Annotated in this window: 14 protein-coding genes; 6 read left to right on the top strand and 8 right to left on the bottom strand. The window is 61.9% G+C overall.

Annotated features, from left to right (window positions below; translation table 11 throughout):
• Positions 1 to 99 precede the first annotated feature (99 nt).
• Both BLW71_RS28260 and BLW71_RS28255 read right to left on the bottom strand, forming a co-directional pair.
• Complete coding sequence (locus tag BLW71_RS28260) at positions 100 to 303, bottom strand: cold-shock protein (RefSeq protein ID WP_007178877.1); 204 nt, start codon at positions 301 to 303, stop codon at positions 100 to 102.
• Positions 304 to 599: 296 nt separating this feature from the next.
• Positions 600 to 1,235 (bottom strand): LysE family translocator, encoded by a 636-nt coding sequence (locus BLW71_RS28255; RefSeq protein ID WP_091804670.1) that lies wholly within the window; start codon positions 1,233 to 1,235, stop codon positions 600 to 602.
• Between the two features lie 466 nt (positions 1,236 to 1,701).
• Between BLW71_RS28255 and BLW71_RS28250 the strand changes: the two genes are divergently transcribed.
• Positions 1,702 to 1,965, top strand: a complete 264-nt coding sequence (locus tag BLW71_RS28250; protein WP_091808990.1) for an H-NS family nucleoid-associated regulatory protein — start codon at positions 1,702 to 1,704, stop codon at positions 1,963 to 1,965.
• Positions 1,966 to 2,124: 159 nt separating this feature from the next.
• Here BLW71_RS28250 and pcaG read toward each other — a convergent pair whose 3' ends face one another.
• Together pcaG and pcaH are read right to left on the bottom strand one after the other, a co-directional pair.
• Entirely contained in the window at positions 2,125 to 2,712 is a 588-nt protein-coding gene (gene pcaG / locus BLW71_RS28245; protein ID WP_091804667.1) for a protocatechuate 3,4-dioxygenase subunit alpha, read from the bottom strand.
• Between the two features lie 3 nt (positions 2,713 to 2,715).
• Positions 2,716 to 3,420, bottom strand: coding sequence for a protocatechuate 3,4-dioxygenase subunit beta (gene pcaH / locus BLW71_RS28240; RefSeq protein WP_091804663.1), 705 nt, complete (start codon positions 3,418 to 3,420; stop codon positions 2,716 to 2,718).
• Between the two features lie 108 nt (positions 3,421 to 3,528).
• Here pcaH and pcaQ point away from each other — a divergent pair, with 108 nt between their 5' ends.
• The gene (pcaQ, locus tag BLW71_RS28235; protein ID WP_091804659.1) at positions 3,529 to 4,524 is read left to right on the top strand and encodes a pca operon transcription factor PcaQ; all 996 of its coding nucleotides are present in this window, start codon (positions 3,529 to 3,531) and stop codon (positions 4,522 to 4,524) included.
• Between the two features lie 259 nt (positions 4,525 to 4,783).
• Positions 4,784 to 5,917 (top strand): 4-hydroxyphenylpyruvate dioxygenase, encoded by a 1,134-nt coding sequence (gene hppD / locus BLW71_RS28230; protein WP_091808987.1) that lies wholly within the window; start codon positions 4,784 to 4,786, stop codon positions 5,915 to 5,917.
• Positions 5,918 to 5,936: 19 nt separating this feature from the next.
• On the opposite strand, the gene BLW71_RS28225 is transcribed toward hppD, so the two are convergent.
• Positions 5,937 to 6,869 (bottom strand): LysR substrate-binding domain-containing protein, encoded by a 933-nt coding sequence (locus BLW71_RS28225; RefSeq protein ID WP_177205131.1) that lies wholly within the window; start codon positions 6,867 to 6,869, stop codon positions 5,937 to 5,939.
• 165 nt (positions 6,870 to 7,034) lie between these two features.
• Between BLW71_RS28225 and BLW71_RS28220 the strand changes: the two genes are divergently transcribed.
• Entirely contained in the window at positions 7,035 to 8,072 is a 1,038-nt protein-coding gene (locus BLW71_RS28220) for a DUF1338 domain-containing protein (RefSeq protein ID WP_091804652.1), read from the top strand.
• 40 nt (positions 8,073 to 8,112) lie between these two features.
• Positions 8,113 to 11,112, top strand: coding sequence for an FAD-binding and (Fe-S)-binding domain-containing protein (locus tag BLW71_RS28215; RefSeq protein ID WP_091804649.1), 3,000 nt, complete (start codon positions 8,113 to 8,115; stop codon positions 11,110 to 11,112).
• 31 nt (positions 11,113 to 11,143) lie between these two features.
• Here the strand turns inward: BLW71_RS28215 and BLW71_RS28210 are convergent, their stop codons facing one another.
• Both BLW71_RS28210 and BLW71_RS28205 read right to left on the bottom strand, forming a co-directional pair.
• A complete protein-coding gene (locus BLW71_RS28210; RefSeq protein WP_091804646.1) occupies positions 11,144 to 11,776 on the bottom strand; it encodes a helix-turn-helix domain-containing protein in 633 nt (210 codons plus the stop codon).
• A 378-nt stretch (positions 11,777 to 12,154) separates the two neighbouring features.
• A complete protein-coding gene (locus tag BLW71_RS28205) occupies positions 12,155 to 12,811 on the bottom strand; it encodes an arylsulfatase (protein WP_091804643.1) in 657 nt (218 codons plus the stop codon).
• A gap of 364 nt (positions 12,812 to 13,175) precedes the next feature.
• Between BLW71_RS28205 and BLW71_RS28200 the strand changes: the two genes are divergently transcribed.
• Complete coding sequence (locus BLW71_RS28200; protein WP_091804640.1) at positions 13,176 to 15,749, top strand: DNA-binding protein; 2,574 nt, start codon at positions 13,176 to 13,178, stop codon at positions 15,747 to 15,749.
• Positions 15,750 to 15,808: 59 nt separating this feature from the next.
• On the opposite strand, the gene pstS is transcribed toward BLW71_RS28200, so the two are convergent.
• Positions 15,809 to 16,834 carry a phosphate ABC transporter substrate-binding protein PstS gene (pstS, locus tag BLW71_RS28195; RefSeq protein ID WP_091804637.1) on the bottom strand — a complete coding sequence of 342 codons (1,026 nt, stop codon included), beginning with the start codon at positions 16,832 to 16,834 and terminating at the stop codon, positions 15,809 to 15,811.
• Positions 16,835 to 16,901 lie beyond the last annotated feature (67 nt).

Genomic DNA, 16,901 nt, shown 5'->3' with positions numbered 1-16,901 from the left:
ATGCAGCTCAAAGCGATCGCGCCAACTGTGGGAGACAAATGCTCCGCGAGGGTGTCGCTGCAGCCCGATGTCCGTTGCCGGACACCGAGCCCTTCAAACTTACATCGGCTTGATGTTAGCCGCTTGCAGACCCTTCGGGCCTTGCTTCGTTTCGAAGCTCACTTTCTGATTCTCAGCCAGCGTCTTGAAGCCGTCGCCGCTGATTTCGGAGAAGTGCGCGAACAGGTCGTCGCCGCCCTTGTCCGGGGTGATGAAGCCAAAGCCTTTGCTGTCGTTGAACCACTTAACGGTACCGGTATCCATGAAGAATCCTTGAGGTAAAAATAGAAAGATTTTGCTCTGTGAGAGAGCGCGTGAAGCGTCAAGGAGGGAGAGGACAACGAATACCGCTTAGGGAGCGAGACATTGATGAACAGCAATCGAACTTCTTGAACTTCGGGTGCCACAGTAACCGCCGGGTGGTGTCAGCGTCAACACTTAACTTGTAACTGTTTGGCTGCGCGTCATGAATGGCTTGCCGCAGGCGTTGGGCGGCAATGCTCGGCTGTCCCGCTCGCCGTGTCTTGCGGCACGGCGGGCGCTTCAAACCGCCGCACGTGTCAGATGCCCACTTTGTGTGCCGTCAGGATCAGGCGCAATCCCAGCGCGGCGACCGCGCTCGCGGCGACGCGATCGACCCAGGCTTTCCATTGCAGATAGATTTCGCGCGGACGCTTGCTCGAGAAACACAACGCGACGACGGTGTACCAGCCGGCTTCGATAGCGAAGATCGCCGGCGGCAATGCAAAGTAGCACCACAGCGGCGGATGTTGCGGCAGCAGCGCCGCGAAGATACTGCCGTAATAGACGGCGGTTTTCGGATTGCTGAGTTGTGTGCTCAAACCGATCCAGAAAGATTTGCGTGCATTGGCCGGGACGGCTTGCGTCGTATCGAAGGCGAGCGGTTTGGCGGCGCCGCGCCAGATTTTCGACGCAAGGTAAATCAGATAGAGGCCGCCGGCCACTTTCAGTCCCACGTAGAGCCATTCGACACTGGCCAGCAACGTGTAGAGGCCGAGCAGCGCGATGCCGCTGAAGAAAACCCCGCCGACGCCCATGCCGATCGCGGTGGCGAGTCCATCGCCGCGCGACAATCCAATCGCATTGCGGGCGACGATAACGAAGCTCGGCCCCGGACTCATCGCGCCCAACAGGAGTGCGGCGAGGATGGTGATGATGGCGGTAGAAGCGGACATGATCGGCTCTCTCCTATGTGCAGGCGTGTTAGTCAGTGGAACATAGCATGAGAGCGCGGAGATTTGCGCCTTGAGTTTGTTGCCAGCTCATTTCATGACGAGGCCTATTTGCGTGGGTTTGCGACATTACATTGATTAAACCGGACGGAATTGAAAAGCCTCGCATCGCGGACTAACAGCCCATTGCTGCAAGCAGCAGAAATTGGATGCTAGAATTCCTTTCCATACGCTGAAGCAGCCCTGAACGACGGGCGAGACACGAGTGCAATTGATCCGGTTGCCGGCGAATCCCCATAATCCAAGATTTATCGGGCATGTTTTCCAGGTGCGAGTGTTTACGCATGGGAAGAGGTATGGTGAGTTCGATCCGCACTCGAGCCATCTGAATCACGCATAGGCTTCGCGTTATTTAGCGAAGCCTTTGTTTTTCTAACGCGAGCATGAATAGCCGCGATACCGACACATGATGAAAGAGCGAGAAGAACAACGGTTGTTCGACCTCGATGGAAACGCACGTGAGCGCCTGATCGTGTGGATCCACAGGCGAATGGATGAATACGGCATTACGATGGAAGCGCTCGCGGAATCGATCGAAGCCGATGCGGCCGCGACCCGGGCCGTGATGTATCGCGACGCCTACGGCCATACATGGGACGGTCACGGCGATAAACCGGACTGGCTCGCGCGGGCGATTTACGCTGGACAGAACATCGATCACTTCCGCTGCTGAGGGTGTGCGTGGCGTATGCGTGCCGATTGCTTCGGTATCCAAAGATCAAAAAAAAGCCCGCGCAAGGCGGGCTCAACTACTCGGAGTTTCGCGATCCAGTCGCTAGAAGGATCATGTTCAGTGTATGTGAAAGCAATATGAAAGTGTAGAAAAACCGTATTACAGGTCGAAAAAGACGGTTTCCTTATCGCCCTGCATGTAGATATCGAAACGGTAAACGTTCGCTACATTCGGCTCGCGGCGTGCAATCAGGGTGTTGCGGCGCTCCGCCGGAACCGCTGCCAGCACCGGGTCTTTCTCATTCGCCGCGGCTTCGTCTTCGAAATAGACGCGTGTGAAGGTGTGCAGCAGCATGCCGCGCATCGTCACGATCACATTGAGGTGCGGTGCTTCATCCGGGCCGACGCGGCCGGGCTTGACCGTCTCGACCACAAAGCGCTTGTGCGGATCCGTGCCGGTGCCGACGCGCGCGAAGCCACGAAAGCCCGTCTTCAGAATTTCCTCACGCGACTCCGGGAAGCGGCCATTCGCGTCCACTTGCGACACTTCGAGCATGGCGTCGCCGATCACCTTGCCGTCGCCGTCGAACACCTGGCCCACAATCGTGATGTGCTCGCCGGCCGCTTCGCGGTCGGCCAGAACGGGCGTAAACAGGCTCTTGAAGTCGAAATCGTATTGCTGCGGGCACAGACCGTACGCGAAGTAGGGTCCAACCGTCTGCGAAGGCGTTTGTTTGAGAGTGGTCATGGCTTAGCGCTCCATCGGAGTTTCGTTGCGGCCGCGCAGCACGATGTCGAAGTCGTAGCCGAGCGCATAGGCTTCCTGCGTGGTGTCGAGCGAAAAGTTCGCGATCAGGCGGTCACGGGCATCTTCGGGCGTGCCCTGGAAGATCGGGTCGAACGCCAGCAGCGGGTCGCCGGGAAAGTACATCTGCGTGACGAGGCGCGAGCCGAAGTGGTCGCCGAACAGCGAAAAGTGGATATGGTTCGGGCGCCACGCGTTCGGATGGTTGCCCCACGGATACGCGCCCGGCTTGATCGTCAGGAAACGGTAGCGGCCTTCGTTGTCCGTGATGCAGCGGCCCGCACCGAGAAAATTCGGGTCGAGCGGCGCGTCGTGCTGGTCAGCCTTGTGCACGTAACGGCCGGCGGCGTTGGCTTGCCAGATTTCAACCAGCGTATTGCGCACCGGGCGGTTGCCTTCGTCGAGCACACGGCCCGTCACGATGATGCGCTCGCCAAGCGGCTCGCCGTTGCGCACGGCGTTGCGCGTCAGATCGTGATCGAGCGCGCCGAGGTCTTCGGTGCCGTAGACCGGCACATGCTGGTCGCGCAGCTTTTCCTTCAGCGGAATCAGCGGACGCGTAGGGCCGCGTTTAACCGAGGAACCGTAGCCGGGATAGATATACGGGGGATGCGACGCGAAATCACGCGCGGTGAGAAAGGAATCGTCCATCAGTGTCTCCTTGGAGGAATTGTGAAATACAGATTGATGGAGAGACTTTATCCAAGCTGAGAGGTTATGCAAAATGACGTTTTCGCCCTTTTCGTATAACCTCCCGTTATGCAACGCAGTCTCGCGGATAGCCGCGTCAAATTCCGTCATCTTCAGTGCTTTCTGGCCGTTGCGCAGTTCGGCAGCGTCCAGCGGGCCGCCGACAGCCTGTCGATCACCCAGCCCGCCGTTTCCAAGACGGTCGCCGAACTCGAAGCGATTCTCGGCGTGAAGCTGTTCGAGCGCGGCCGTCACGGCGCCGTGCCGACCCGCGAGGGCCAGCTCTTCATGCCGCACGCGAGCGCCTGTGTGAGCGCGCTGCGGCAGGGTGTCGATCTGCTCGCACGTGCGGAAGGCGCGGCCGCGGCCACCCTGGAAATCGGCATTTTGCCGACCGTCGCGGCGGCTTTGATACCGCCGGTGCTGAAGCAGTTTGCCGCGCTTTGGCCACGTGTGATCGTGCGCCTCGCGACCGGCGCCAACCCGGAATTGCTCGAGCGCCTGAAAGCGGGCACGATCGAATTTGCCATCGGTCGGTTGGCCGATCCCGAGCGGATGGTCGGGCTCAGTTTCGAGCAACTATTCAGCGAGCCGTTGATCGCGGTGGTCAGGGCCGGGCATCCGTTGGCGCTGGGTGCGGGATTGCCGGCCACCTCGCTCGAAGAATTTCCGGTGGTGTTGCCGCCGTTCGGCACGTTGATCCGGCAGTCGGCGGAAAGTCTGCTGAGCGCCTGGGGTGTGCCGCCGTTGTCGGCGTTCGTGGAGGTATTGTCGGTTTCCACGGGCCGCGCGTTGGCGCTGGAGAACAGCGCGGTGTGGTTCGTGCCGCTGAGCGCGGTCGAATATGAACTGGCGCACGGCATGCTGGTCCGTTTGCCGTTGCCCTTTGCCGGCACCGGCGAGCCGGTCGGCTTGATCCGGCGCTCGGACACGCAGCCGTCGCCGGCTGGACGGGCGTTTATCGATGCGGTGCGCGAGGTCGCGCAGCAGCGCATGGTGGCCAATGCGGACAAGGCGGCGGACGAGGCAGCGGGTAAAGGAGTGCGGAAACGGGGCCGCAAATAGGGCGTCCCGCTTCAGGTCGGTGTGTGGTTGGGCACGAGCATGGTGGGACGGTCGGATAAGCTGCTACGCGCCCTGTGAACTATCCAGTACAAAATGAAGGTTGCGAACGGACTGCTAGCCGGTGTACAAACACGGTGCAAAAGCCGTCGCGGCCCGCGTTGCTGCGGCGCATGCCGATCATCGGCGGCTTGCAGCGAAGATCAGCATCGAACATCGGAAACGCCGGAAACAGCGTCGAAAGACTGTAAAGGAGATTGCCATGCCCAGCGACTTGCCCACTCCAGACGCCGCGCTGCGCGCCGTGTCGGCACCTGAGCACAATCCGCTCGGCACCGCCGGCCTCGAATTCGTGGAGTTTGCCGCGCGCGATCCGCAAGCGCTCGGCGAAACCTTCACCAAACTCGGCTTCAAGGCGATTGCGCGCCACATCAGCAAAGACGTCACGCTGTATCGCCAGGGCGAGATGCAGTTCCTCATCAATGCGGAGCCGGATTCGTTCGCCGCGCGCTATGCCGAGGAATACGGCGCGGGCATCTGCGCGATCGGCATTCGTGTGGCCGACGCGCAGCGCGCTTTTGACCGTGCGATCGAACTCGGCGCATGGGCATTCGAAGGCGAGAAGACCGGCGCCGGCGAGTTGCTGATTCCGGCTATTCAGGGCATAGGCGACTCGCATATCTATTTCGTCGACCGTTGGCGCGGCCGCGGCGGCCAGCGCGGCGGCCTTGGCGACATCTCGATCTTCGATATCGACTTCCGGCCCATTCAGATCGACACGGCGCAGGCCGACTTGAGCCACACGGGCACGGGCTTGGTCGCCGTCGATCATCTGACGCAAACGGTCGGCGAGGGCCGCATGCAGGAATGGCTCGACTTCTATCGCGACCTGCTCAACTTCCGCGAGATTCACGAGCTGCACGCCAACTGGCATGTATCGGCGGAATCGCGCGTGATGGTGTCGCCGTGCGGCGCGATCCGCGTGCCCTTGTATGAGGAAGGCACGCGCCGGACCAGCCTGATGCACGAGTATCTGCCGGACCATCCGGGCGAAGGCGTGCAGCATATCGCGCTCGCAACCGACGACATTTTCGCGTGCGTCGAGCAGTTGCTCGCGAACGGCGTGGAGTTCGTCGAACCGCCGCCGCGCTATTACGATCAACTCGACGCGCGCTTGCCGGGCCACGGGCTCGACGTCGAGCGGCTCAAGCGCACGCACGTTCTGGTGGACGGCGAAATCGGCGCCGACGGTGTGCCGCTGCTGTTCTTCCAGACCTTCGTGCGCCGCCGAGCCGGCGAAATCTTCTTCGAGATCGTGCAGCGCCAGGGTCACCACGGCTTCGGCGAAGGCAATCTGAGCGCGTTGGCCCAGGCGCGCGAACAAACCGGCGCGTGATGCTTCATCCGATACGCGGTCAATCGGTATCGGGAGGGGCTGCCAACTCGGGATTCACCGCGCTGTAGGCCGCGGCTTCGTGCAACAGCCACTCGCGGAAACTCGCCAGCGGCTTGCCGTGACTCAACTCGGTCGGATAGACGAGGTAGTACGCCGAATCGGCGACCGCGGGGGCATCGAGCGGGATCACGAGCCCTAGTTGTTCGAGCTGCGCGTCGACGAAAAAGCGCGGCACCAGCGCGATACCGAGGCCGGCGGCCGCCGCGCTGATCAGCATGGTGTGGAGTTCGTAGCGCACGCCCTGCATGGTCCGGTTGTCCTCGACGCCCATGTTGGCGAACCATGCTGCCCAGCCGTCGGGCCGGGTAGTGGAGTGGACGAGCGGATAGTCAAGAAGATCGGCGGCGTTCTGCACAGGCCGCTTCAGCAGACTCGCCGCGCACACCGGCACGACCTCTTCGCTGAACAGAAAATCCGCCGACGTGCCCGGCCACGTGGGCTTGCCGTAATGAATCGCGGCCTCGAAATGGGTCTCGGCGAACGGGAACGTGCCGGTTCGCACGCCCATGTTCACGCGCACGTCCGGATACTGCGCGTTGAATGCCGCGAGCCGCGGAATCAGCCATTGCGACGCGAAAGTCGGCAGAACAGCCAGTTCCAGATAACCGCCGCCACTGCCATGCGCGATGATGGACAGCGTGTCGCGATCGAGCTGTTCCAGCGAGCGCCGCACCTGCGCGCTATACACCTTGCCTGCCTTGGTCAGCACCACGCGCTGTTTGACGCGCACGAACAACCGCACGCCAAGGTTGCTTTCCAGCGTGTTGATTTGCCGCGACACCGCGCTTTCGGTCAGGAAGAGTTCGCGCGCCGCGTGCGTGAAGCTCTCGTGCCGTGCGGCCGCTTCGAAAGCGAGTAGCGCACCCATGTTGGGGATCTTGAACTTTCGCACGTTGATTCCAAAAACGCATTAAGTGGCGATTTTATCTCTCTTTACGGCGACCCTGGCGTTTTGAATAATCACGCCTTTGATCATGCCGTTCTGTGCCTTGCGCGCCGACCGGCGTGGTACTCCAGCACGTCAGATAGCGCGCGTAGAGTCATTTAGAGAACCGATATGCCAAACATCAAGAATGCGAATCTCGAACAACTGCTGCTGACGCTGCTCGGCGCCGACAAAACCGCCCGGCTCTTTGCGACGCTGAATCATCCGCAGATCCTCAACGAATGGGAAGACGGCATCGTCACGCGCGCCGAACTCGCGCAGGCGATGAACATGGCGCTCTTCGAGGATCTGCTGGCGCGCTCGGCGAATGGCCGCCGCTACACGGAAGAGACGGTCGCGGCGGGCGGCAGCGTGTACTTCGACCACGGCGCGCTGCGCACGGTGCGCTGGCCGCACAGCGGCGCGCTGCCGACTGGCGAAGCCGCATTTGCCCGCATTCTGCGTCCGCTCGGTTTCAGCATCAACGGCCGGTATCCGCTCGATCGTCTCGGCATGACCGGGCGCGCGTGGGCGCATGACGACGCGCCCGATGAGATCGCCCAGTTCTTCGTGAGCGAGCTGCATCCCGAGCGGTTCTCGGCGGAGTTTCAACAGGCGGTGACCAACGTGATCGGCCAGTCGCGCGATCCGTTGACGCCGCGCGCTGTCGGCCAGTTGTGGGAGCTCGAGCGCGACGGCGTGCTGCCGCTCGAGGCGGCCCATGAACTGCTGCCGGTCATCGTCGGCGCATTTGCGCGCCAGCACGAGACGCCACGCGAAGCCGATTACGAAGTATTGTTGAAGGAATCGCCGGAAATGGCGTGGATCGCGACCGAAGGCAATGCGTTCAACCACGCCACCGATCGCGTCGCGGACGTCTTTCAACTCTCCGACGACGAGAAGGCCAAGGGCCGTCCGATGAAACCGGAAGTGGAGCGTTCGCGCTCGGGCCGCGTGTTTCAGACAGCGTATCGCGCGGACACGGTGCTGCGCGAGTTTCGTGCGGCTGACGCAAGCGTGGTGACGCGCGAAGTGCCGGGCTCGTTCTACGAGTTCATCACGCGCAAGCGGACTTTCGATCAGGACGCGCGTCGCTGGGAAACGGACCTGCGTTTCGACGCGGGCAACGCACAGGGCATCTTCAAGATGACCGCGAGCCAGGCTGCCTGAGCGCAGGGCGGCGGTCCAGGCACGAGAAACAGGGAGCGCGGTGGGAACGTCATTGGATGAACAGCAGGGCGCGGGCCTGAACGGGTTGGACGCCGCCGGCCGTCGCGCGCCGAAGAATGCGCCGCGTGTTGCCACGCCTTTCGCAGGCAGCGCCGCCGTGATGCAGGCGCTCGAAGCCGATTTGCGCAGCCATGTGCGCGGCGAAGTGCGCTTCGATCAGGGCTCCAAAGCGTTGTATGCGGCAGATGCGTCGAACTATCGGCAAGTGCCACTCGCCGTGGTCGTGCCCGCTGATGTCGACGATCTATTGGCAACACTCGCCGCCTGTCGTCGCAACGACGTGCCGTTTCTCGCGCGCGGCGGCGGCACCTCGCAGAACGGCCAATGCGTGAACGTCGCGGTGGTGGTCGACGCAAGCAAATATGTGAACCGTGTCGTGTCGGTCGATCCGGTCGCGCGCGTCGCGATCGTCGAGCCGGGCGTGGTCTGCGATACCTTGCGCGATGCCGCCGAACAGCATGGCCTCACGTTCGCACCCGATCCGGCTACACACAGCCGCTGCACGCTCGGCGGCATGATCGGCAACAACTCGTGCGGCGCCCATTCGGTGATGGCCGGCAAGACCGTCGAAAACGTCGAGGCGCTGGAGATCGCGACCTTCGACGGCGCGCGTTTCTGGGTCGGTCCGACATCCGAAAGCGAACTCGAACGCATCATCGCGGCAGGCGGCCGCCAAGGCGAAATCTACGCCGCGTTGAAACGGTTGCGCGATACCTACGCTGACCAGATCCGCGCGAAATTCCCGCAGATCAAACGGCGCGTGTCGGGCTTCAATCTCGATCAACTGCTGCCGGAAAACGGCTTCAACGTGGCGTGTGCCCTGGTCGGCACCGAGGGCACCTGCGCGGTGACATTGCAGGCGAAAGTGCGCCTCGTGAAGAGTCCTGCGAAGCGCGTGATCGTGGTGGTCGGCTTCACGGATATCTACACGGCCGCGGATGCCGTGCCGCATTTCATGCGCTGCGGGCCGATCGCTATCGAAGGACTCGATCGCGCGATCATTCGCGGGCTGGAGGCGCGCGGGTTGAAAAAAGACGAGATCGCGTTGCTGCCCGAAGGCGATGCGTGGGTCGTGCTCGAATTCGGCGCGGACACGCAAGAGGCGGTGATGCTACAAGCGCAAGCCGCTGCCACCTATTTTCGCTCGGGCGAGGCGGGGCCGAATGTCTCTGCGATGCTCGTCGAAGATCGCGCATTACAGGCCAAGGTATGGTCGATTCGTGAGACCGGCGCCTCGGCGGTGGCGTTGTCTGTCGATTCCGGCACGCCTGATCCGGTGGTCGGCTGGGAAGATGCGGCGGTCGATCCGCTGCGTCTCGGCGATTATTTGCGCGCGTTCCAGTCGCTAGTGGATCACTACGGCTACGAGACGAGCCTCTATGGTCATTTCGGCGATGGCTGCGTGCATGCGCGCATCACGTTCGATCTGCGCAGCGCGGAAGGTATCTCGACTTGGCGCAAGTTTCTGCGCGAAGCGGCCGAGCTGGTGGTCGAATTCGGCGGCTCGCTCTCGGGCGAACACGGCGACGGCCAGGCCAAAGCCGAGTTTCTGCCGATCATGTACGGCGCCGAGCTGATGCAGGCAATGGAACAGTTCAAGGCGATCTGGGATCCGGCCAATCGTCTGAATCCGGGTAAGGTCGTGCATGCGTATCGGGCCGACGAGAATCTGCGCATGGGTCCCACCTATCAACCTGTCACGCTGCAAACCAGGCTCACCTTTGCCAGCCAGGAAGGCGACGGCTTTCAGCGCGAGATCGAGCGATGCATCGGCATGGGCAAATGCCGTTCGCTTGAAGGCGGCACGATGTGCCCAAGTTATCGCGCGACCCGCGAAGAGAAATATTCGACCCGTGGCCGTGCGCATCTGTTCTGGGAAATGCTGCAAGGCGACGTGATCGTCGATGGCTGGCAAAGCCGCGAAGTGAAAGAAGCGCTGGATACATGCCTTGCGTGCAAGGGCTGCAAATCCGATTGCCCGACGCATACGGATATGGCTTCATACAAAGCCGAATTTCTTTCACATTACTACGAGACGAATCGACGGCCACGGCAGGCGCTGTTCATGGGGCGCATCGGTGAATGGGCGCCGTGGGCGGCGCGCTTCCCGCGTTTGACGAACTTCATGACGTCGGCGCCGGGCTTGGCTTCGTTCGGCAAGTGGGTGGCAGGCGTGGCGCAAGCGCGCGAACTGCCACGGTTCGCAGGCGCCACTTACAGGCAGATCGCACGGCGTTCGCCGCAAACAGCGTCCGCCTCTCGCGGCGAAGCGAAAAAGGTCATTCTGTGGGTCGATACTTTCAACGATCACTTCACGCCCGAGGTCGCTGAAGCCGCCGCCGACGTTTTAAAGCAGTTGGGCTGGCACGTCGTGTTGCCGAAGAACCGGCTGTGCTGCGGGCGTCCACTCTATGACTTTGGCCTGCTCGAACGTGCGCGCGAACTTCTCGCGCACATCCTTGACGACCTCGCGGACGATATCGCCGCGGGCGTGCCGCTGGTCGGTCTCGAACCGGGCTGTTTGTCGGTATTCAAGGACGAATTGCTGAAGCAACTGCCCGGTCATGCGTTAGCGAAGAAGCTCTCCGCGCAGACGTTCCTGTTCTCCGATTTCGTCGCGCGGCAGCCGTTCGATTGGCCGACGCTGACCGCCGACGTGATCGTGCACGGACATTGTCATCAAAAGGCGCTGTTCGGCATGCAGGGCGACACTGCGTTGCTGAACAAGCTCGGCGTGAAATGGAAGCTTCTCGATACAGGATGCTGCGGCATGGCGGGATCGTTCGGCTTCAACGCAGAGCACCACGCGCTTTCCGAAAAGATCGGCGAAGACAGACTATTTCCGGCGGTGCGCGAGGCGGCCGTGGACACGATCGTGCTGACCAATGGCTTCAGTTGCCGCGAACAGATCGAGCAAGGCACGGGGCGTCACGCAATGCATATTGCGCAACTCGCGCAGCGGGCGTTGGCGGCTCGTTAAGCCCGCTTGCTGCGCGGTGTGGGGGCATGCGTTACTTCTTTGTCGATTCGGTGGCGGGCGGGGCGTGCGGAATGTCGGCGCTGGTGGCCATCCACAATACTTCGGCGTCTTCTTCGCTCGTGGAGACCGCCGCGTGGCCGGTGCGGCTGTCGAAGTAGAGACTGTCGCCGGCGTTCAGGTGCGTCGGCGCATACAGCTCCGAATACAGGCACACGCTGCCGCTGATCACATACAGAAATTCCTCGCCTTCGTGACGGCCCCAGTCGTCGAAGGCGTCGAGCGTGTGCGCGGAGATGCGGATGCGAAACGGCAGCATCGCTTTGTGCGCGAGGTCCGTGGCAAGCAGTTCCATCTGGTAGCCGCGATAGGCATGACGCTGGCCTTCGTCCTTGCGGGTGAGCGCGCGGCGGCCGCTGGCGCTGACTTTCGGCGTCGAGCCGAACAGCTCGCCGATCTCGATCTTCAGTCCGAGGACGATTTTCTGCAGAACATCGAACGTGGGGGACATCAGGCCGTTTTCGACCTTGGAGAGCGTCGAGCGCGAAACGCCGCAGAGGCGGCTGGCCGTTTCCAGCGTCAGGTCCTGCGCCTGGCGGGCGGCGCGGACGCGGCGGCCGAGGTCGGTGGTGGACGGGTCGGCGGATTTTGCGAGATGGGTGTCCATGGGGCTTGATGCTTCGAATGCACGCTTTGAGGGGACGGTGTTGTTTCCGATAATAACATTTGGAGGGATGGGTTCCGATCGGAAGGCGGTGGGACGTCTGCGGCCGCGTCCGCGGAAAATGCCCGGATCGCTTGTGCATGGCCTGAGTGACGGCGCTGTTGAGGTTGATCGGTGGCGGAGAAGCATTCAGGTGCTTTTCTCATCGGAAACTTCCGCGGGTGCAGACTGGGTCGCGCCTTGCACGTGTCGCGTGACCAGTTCGGCGGCGCGTCTCTTTCATATCCCGGGCGAGATAATCGCTTCGCCTTTAGATTTATTTTGATTGGCGAAGCTATTGCGGGCTTAAGCCTGTGATGGCGGATTGAGTGCCGCTCGGAGTCAGGCGTCGCTCGGGTGTTCGCCGAACCGTTGCATTGCAGCGCGAAGCGCCGCGCTCGGACTATCGAGCGGCCGCTTTCCCGTTCGAACGAGGTCCGCGCCGGGCGCCATCCACGGATGAGCGAATGCGACAACCGTCGCGCCCGCCTCGTATGCGACTTCCGCGGCCAATGCGGTTGCAGCCAGGCACGCTTCGAAATCACCCGCTTTGAACCGTGCCCAAACCTGAGGAAGGTGAACGACCTCCGCTGACGCACCGGTTCCGTGTATGTGCTCCGCAAACAGCATTCTGGTGGATTCGATTGCAGAGTCAGCGGCACACAACACGACGATTTTCCCGCCCAGCTCCGCTGCCGCAGCGGCCAAGGCGATATCCGCCCTGACGATGGGCACCGGTGGACTCTCGATATCCGCCACGGCCGGCCCAAGCGTGGCGCAAGTCAGAATAACGGCGTCGGAATGGGCTGCCAGCGCGAGAAGACGCTGGTTTGTCTCGGCTTTCAATTCGTGTGAGAACGTCCCTGCCAGACCGACCGCCTCGCGCAGATCCGCTCTCACTTCGTGGTGAAGATCATCAGCACGCATGCCGAGTGCTTTTGCGGCCTGCTCAAAGACTTGCCGGTTCCCGTCCATCGTGTGCAAAAACGAAATACGCATTGCCGTATGCCTCGGTGAAGTTGCGTGAATCAGATGCATCGTGCCGATGCCGGTTCGTGGCGTTCACGCCCAAGGGCGGGCCAATCGATTCGTCTGCATTGTTGCAACGTCGCCGCAGGCCAACAAGGCGGGAGCTTCTACCGGTATCGCTAGTACCCGTCTCCGATAGGCGTTGCGCGGCGATTTGGCAGCGTTATGGTCCGTTGTTCCCCGGATTCGAAAAAGTCATTGAGCTATAAGATGCCATCCGCGTCAGGCTACCTGTCATTTGCCTTGTATTGCGAACGTCGCCGGACGTCTGCAGACGTAGTAACGTATTGAAGATTTAACCTTTCGCCCCGTTACATTGATTCTTGAGGCGCTTATGTCCACGGACGCAGACACAATCACCGATGAACAGATCGCCGCCATCGCCGATCGCATGGTCGAAGAAGGCAGAAGAGTTTCGCCGGTGACGATCTGGAAAGAGGTTCGCGGCGGTTCGCTTGCGTCGATCGTCGCGGCCTTGCAGCGCTGGCGCGAAGCGCGGCAGGCCGAAACGCCGGCACCGCAGGTCCAGCCCGGGTTGCCGGAGGGCCTCGCTGAGACAGTGATGAGCGCGGCGGATCGCATCTGGACGGCATCCCAGCACGACGCCGAACGGGCTTTCAATCAGCGTTTGGCTGCAGTGAACCAGGACCTCGAAGCTGCCCGCGCGGAACGGGACGAAGCCCTCGCCGAGTATCAGAAAGCGATCGACGACGTCGAAACGGGGCGCAATCGGGTCGTCGCGCTGACGGATGCGCTGAGTGCCTCGGAAAGTACCGCTCTGCGCCTCGAAACGGAACTCGCAACCGCTGCGGGCCGGGCGGAGGCGGCTGAAATTCATGTCGAAGAACTCGCTCAGCGTGTGTCTGCACAAGACGCCGATCTGGCGGCCATGAAGGCATTGCTCGACGAGGAACGCCTCGCACGCGAAGAGTTGGCCACGGCGCTCGCGAGCAAGAACAATGAAGTTGCTCAGGTCGCTCAGGAGCGAGATCAGGCGCGGCAGGAGATCGTCGCATTGAGCGATGCCTGCCAGGCGAAGACAGAAGAAGTGATGCGCTGGTCGGAGCAGGCAGGCGCGGCCGCATTGCGTGCTGAGGCGGCCGAGGCGCGCGTCGAAGAACTCGCGCAGCGTGCGTCGGTGGACCACGCCAACCTGGAAGCGGCGAACGCATCGCTCGAAGAAGAACGCAAAGCTCGTGAAGAGTTGTCGGCGGATGTCGCAAGCAAGAGTGATGAAGTCACGCGCGTCACTCGGGAGCGCGATCAGATTCAGCAGGAAATCGCCACTCTACGCGACGCCTATCAGGCCAAGTCGCAAGAAGTCGCGCAATGGTCGCAAGAGGCAAGCGAGGCTGCATCGCGTGCACAGGTCGCGGAAGCGCGCGTGGAAGAACTTGCGCTGCGTGTAGCGTCGCAAGATGCCAGCCTCGAAGCGACGACGGCGTCGCTCGAAGCCGAAAGCAAGGCTCGTGAAGAATTGGCAGCAATTGTTTCGAGCAAGAACGATGAAGTAACGCGAGTCACGCACGAGCGCGATCAGGCGTTGCAGCAGGTCGCGACGTTGGACGCCGCTTATCAGGCAAGCTCGCAGGAAGCGACGCGCTGGTCACAGGAAGCGAATGCGGCGACGTCACGCGCCGAGGCAGCCGAGGTACGTGTAGAAGAACTCGTGCAGCGTGCGTCGGTGGATCAGGCCAATCTGACCGCGGTCAATGCGTCGCTGGAAGAAGAGCGCAAAGCATGTGATGAACTGAACGCGGTCATCTCCGGCAAGAACGACGAAATAACGCGAGTCACTCAGGAGCACGAGCAGGCGCGGCAGCAGATCGCCACTCTGCGTGACGCCCATCAGGCAAAGTCAGAAGAAGTGACGCGACTCGCCGACGAACTGAACGCGGCGACGTCACTTGCGCAAGCGGCACAGGCACGTGTTGAAGAACTCACGCAGCGCGAAACGGCACACGCTGCCGATCAGCAAGCCACGACGGCATTGCTGGACGAAGAGCGCAAGGCGCGAGCGGAGTTGTCCGCAACTGTGTCGAGCAAGAACGAAGAAATAGCGCGCGCCACTCAGGAACGCGACCAGGCGCAGCAGCAGTTCCTCAGTTTGAACGATGCCCATCAAGCCAAAACGGAAGAAGCGGCAAAGTTGTCGACGGAGCTGGACGCGGCCTTGGCGCACGCGAAAGCCGCCGAGGCGCAGGCAAGCGAGCGCCTCACACAACTCGCAACGCTGGAGGGCGAACTGGAGCAAGCTCGCGCCGCGCTGGCAGCGGAGCATCAGGCAGCTGCGGCGCGGGCCGACGAAATGTCGGTTCACCTTAACGAACTGCAGCGCGTCACCCTGGAACTGGAAGAGACGCGGCGGCAGATCGAGAGCATGAACGAGGCGAAGGTGGCCACGAGCGCCGACCTGGCTCGGCTATCGCAGGATGCGTCTGCCGCGAGAGACCGCGCAGAGGCCGCCGAACAGCAGGTTGCGCAACTGGAACAACGGCTGGCCGCGCAAGCCGAAGCCATTGCACAACAAGCTCGAACCGACGAGGCCGAGGGCGCGGAGGAGATCGCGGCGTTGCAACGCCAGATATCAGCGCAAGCCAAAGCTCATGCAAAGGCGCTCAGCGAGCTTCGCGGCACGGCGGAACAATGGGTCGCCCACGCGAAAGACCTCAAACAGCGGCTTGGTCTGGCAAGCGAGAGGATCTTGTTCATCGACGCACGCAGCACCGGTGAGGTGGCGCTCGTCAGACGGCTTTCATCCGAACTGGAACGGCTCAAGCCGGATCACGAGTTGATCGCCAGAGAGACGCAGCAGAAGCTGATCAGCTCGACGATGAGCCACCAGCTCGCGCAAAAGGGCTACCGCTATGACCCGGCCACGGCGGTGATGTCGAAGGTCGTGACCTGACGGGCGCCGAATGGGCGGTTGCGTGTTGATGAACGGCGCGCGCCGAATTTATCCGCAGCCTAGGGCGCGACAGGCTTGCCTGACGCGTCCTTGACCTTCTGTTTCCACTGCGAGCGGATTTCGGCCGTCACGGACTCGGGCAGCGAAATATAGTCGAGATCGTCGGCTGCCTTGCCGCCGTTCTTGAATGCCCAATCGAAAAACTTCAGCGTTTCCGCGCCTTGCGGTGCTTTGTCCTGCGTCGTATGCAATAGCACGAACGTCGCGCCGACCACGGGCCACGCGTTCTTGCCCGGCTCGTTCGTCAGGATCTGATAGAACGACTTCGACCAATCGGCGCCCGCCGCTGCCGCCTTGAATGTGTCGGTCGACGGCTCGACCACAGTCCCCGATGCATTTTTCAGCGCGGCGTAGGTCATGTGGTTCTGCTTCGCATAGGCCCACTCGACGTAGCCGATCGCGCCCGGCAGACGCTGCACGAATGCCGCCACGCCGTCGTTGCCCTTGCCGCCGGTGCCGGTCGGCCAGTTCACCGTAGCGCCTTCGCCCACTTTCGATTTCCACTCCGGGTTCACCTTGGAGAGGTAGTTCGTCCAGATGAAACTCGTGCCCGAACCGTCGGCGCGGCGCACCACCGCGACGTCGGTATCAGGGAGCTTGATTTTCGGGTTCAGCGCGACGATTGCGGGATCGTTCCACTTCTTGATCTTGCCCAGATAGATGTCGCCGACCACTTGACCCGACAGCACCAGTTCGCCGGCCTTCAGACCCGGCACGTTGATCGCCGGCACCACGCCGCCGACCACCGTGGGGAACTGGAACAGGCCGTTCCTGGCCAATTCGTCGTCTTTCAGCGGCGCGTCCGAACCGGCGAAATCCACGGTCTTCGCGATGATCTGCTTGATGCCGCCCGACGAACCAATGCCCTGATAGTTGACCTTGCCGCCGCCTGTTTTCTGATAGGCATCGGCCCATTTCGTGTAAATCGGCGCGGCGAAAGTACTGCCGGCGCCGGTTATGTCGGCGGCGTGCGCGGCGCTGGCACACAGCGCACACAGAAACAGCGTAAGTTGCTTGAGTTTCATGTCGAGACTCCTTGTGGCGATGAGGTCGCCTTCGATGGGCTGCAACTTAAGGCTGAAATATGACGTT

Source organism: Burkholderia sp. WP9 (assembly GCF_900104795.1).
In the GTDB taxonomy this organism is placed as follows: Bacteria; Pseudomonadota; Gammaproteobacteria; order Burkholderiales; family Burkholderiaceae; genus Paraburkholderia.
The sequence above is the reverse complement of the archived record's forward strand: the minus strand, read 5'-3'. Positions and strand labels throughout refer to the sequence as shown.

What these genes read in the sequence shown, in the direction of transcription:
- BLW71_RS28260 (WP_007178877.1), bottom strand. Translation starts at nt 303, where the DNA reads ATGGATACCGGTACCGTTAAGTGGTTCAACGACAGCAAAGGCTTTGGC.
- BLW71_RS28255 (WP_091804670.1), bottom strand. Translation starts at nt 1,235, where the DNA reads ATGTCCGCTTCTACCGCCATCATCACCATCCTCGCCGCACTCCTGTTG.
- BLW71_RS28250 (WP_091808990.1), top strand. Translation starts at nt 1,702, where the DNA reads ATGAAAGAGCGAGAAGAACAACGGTTGTTCGACCTCGATGGAAACGCA.
- pcaG (WP_091804667.1), bottom strand. Translation starts at nt 2,712, where the DNA reads ATGACCACTCTCAAACAAACGCCTTCGCAGACGGTTGGACCCTACTTC.
- pcaH (WP_091804663.1), bottom strand. Translation starts at nt 3,420, where the DNA reads ATGGACGATTCCTTTCTCACCGCGCGTGATTTCGCGTCGCATCCCCCG.
- pcaQ (WP_091804659.1), top strand. Translation starts at nt 3,529, where the DNA reads ATGCAACGCAGTCTCGCGGATAGCCGCGTCAAATTCCGTCATCTTCAG.
- hppD (WP_091808987.1), top strand. Translation starts at nt 4,784, where the DNA reads ATGCCCAGCGACTTGCCCACTCCAGACGCCGCGCTGCGCGCCGTGTCG.
- BLW71_RS28220 (WP_091804652.1), top strand. Translation starts at nt 7,035, where the DNA reads ATGCCAAACATCAAGAATGCGAATCTCGAACAACTGCTGCTGACGCTG.
- BLW71_RS28210 (WP_091804646.1), bottom strand. Translation starts at nt 11,776, where the DNA reads ATGGACACCCATCTCGCAAAATCCGCCGACCCGTCCACCACCGACCTC.
- BLW71_RS28205 (WP_091804643.1), bottom strand. Translation starts at nt 12,811, where the DNA reads ATGCGTATTTCGTTTTTGCACACGATGGACGGGAACCGGCAAGTCTTT.
- BLW71_RS28200 (WP_091804640.1), top strand. Translation starts at nt 13,176, where the DNA reads ATGTCCACGGACGCAGACACAATCACCGATGAACAGATCGCCGCCATC.
- pstS (WP_091804637.1), bottom strand. Translation starts at nt 16,834, where the DNA reads ATGAAACTCAAGCAACTTACGCTGTTTCTGTGTGCGCTGTGTGCCAGC.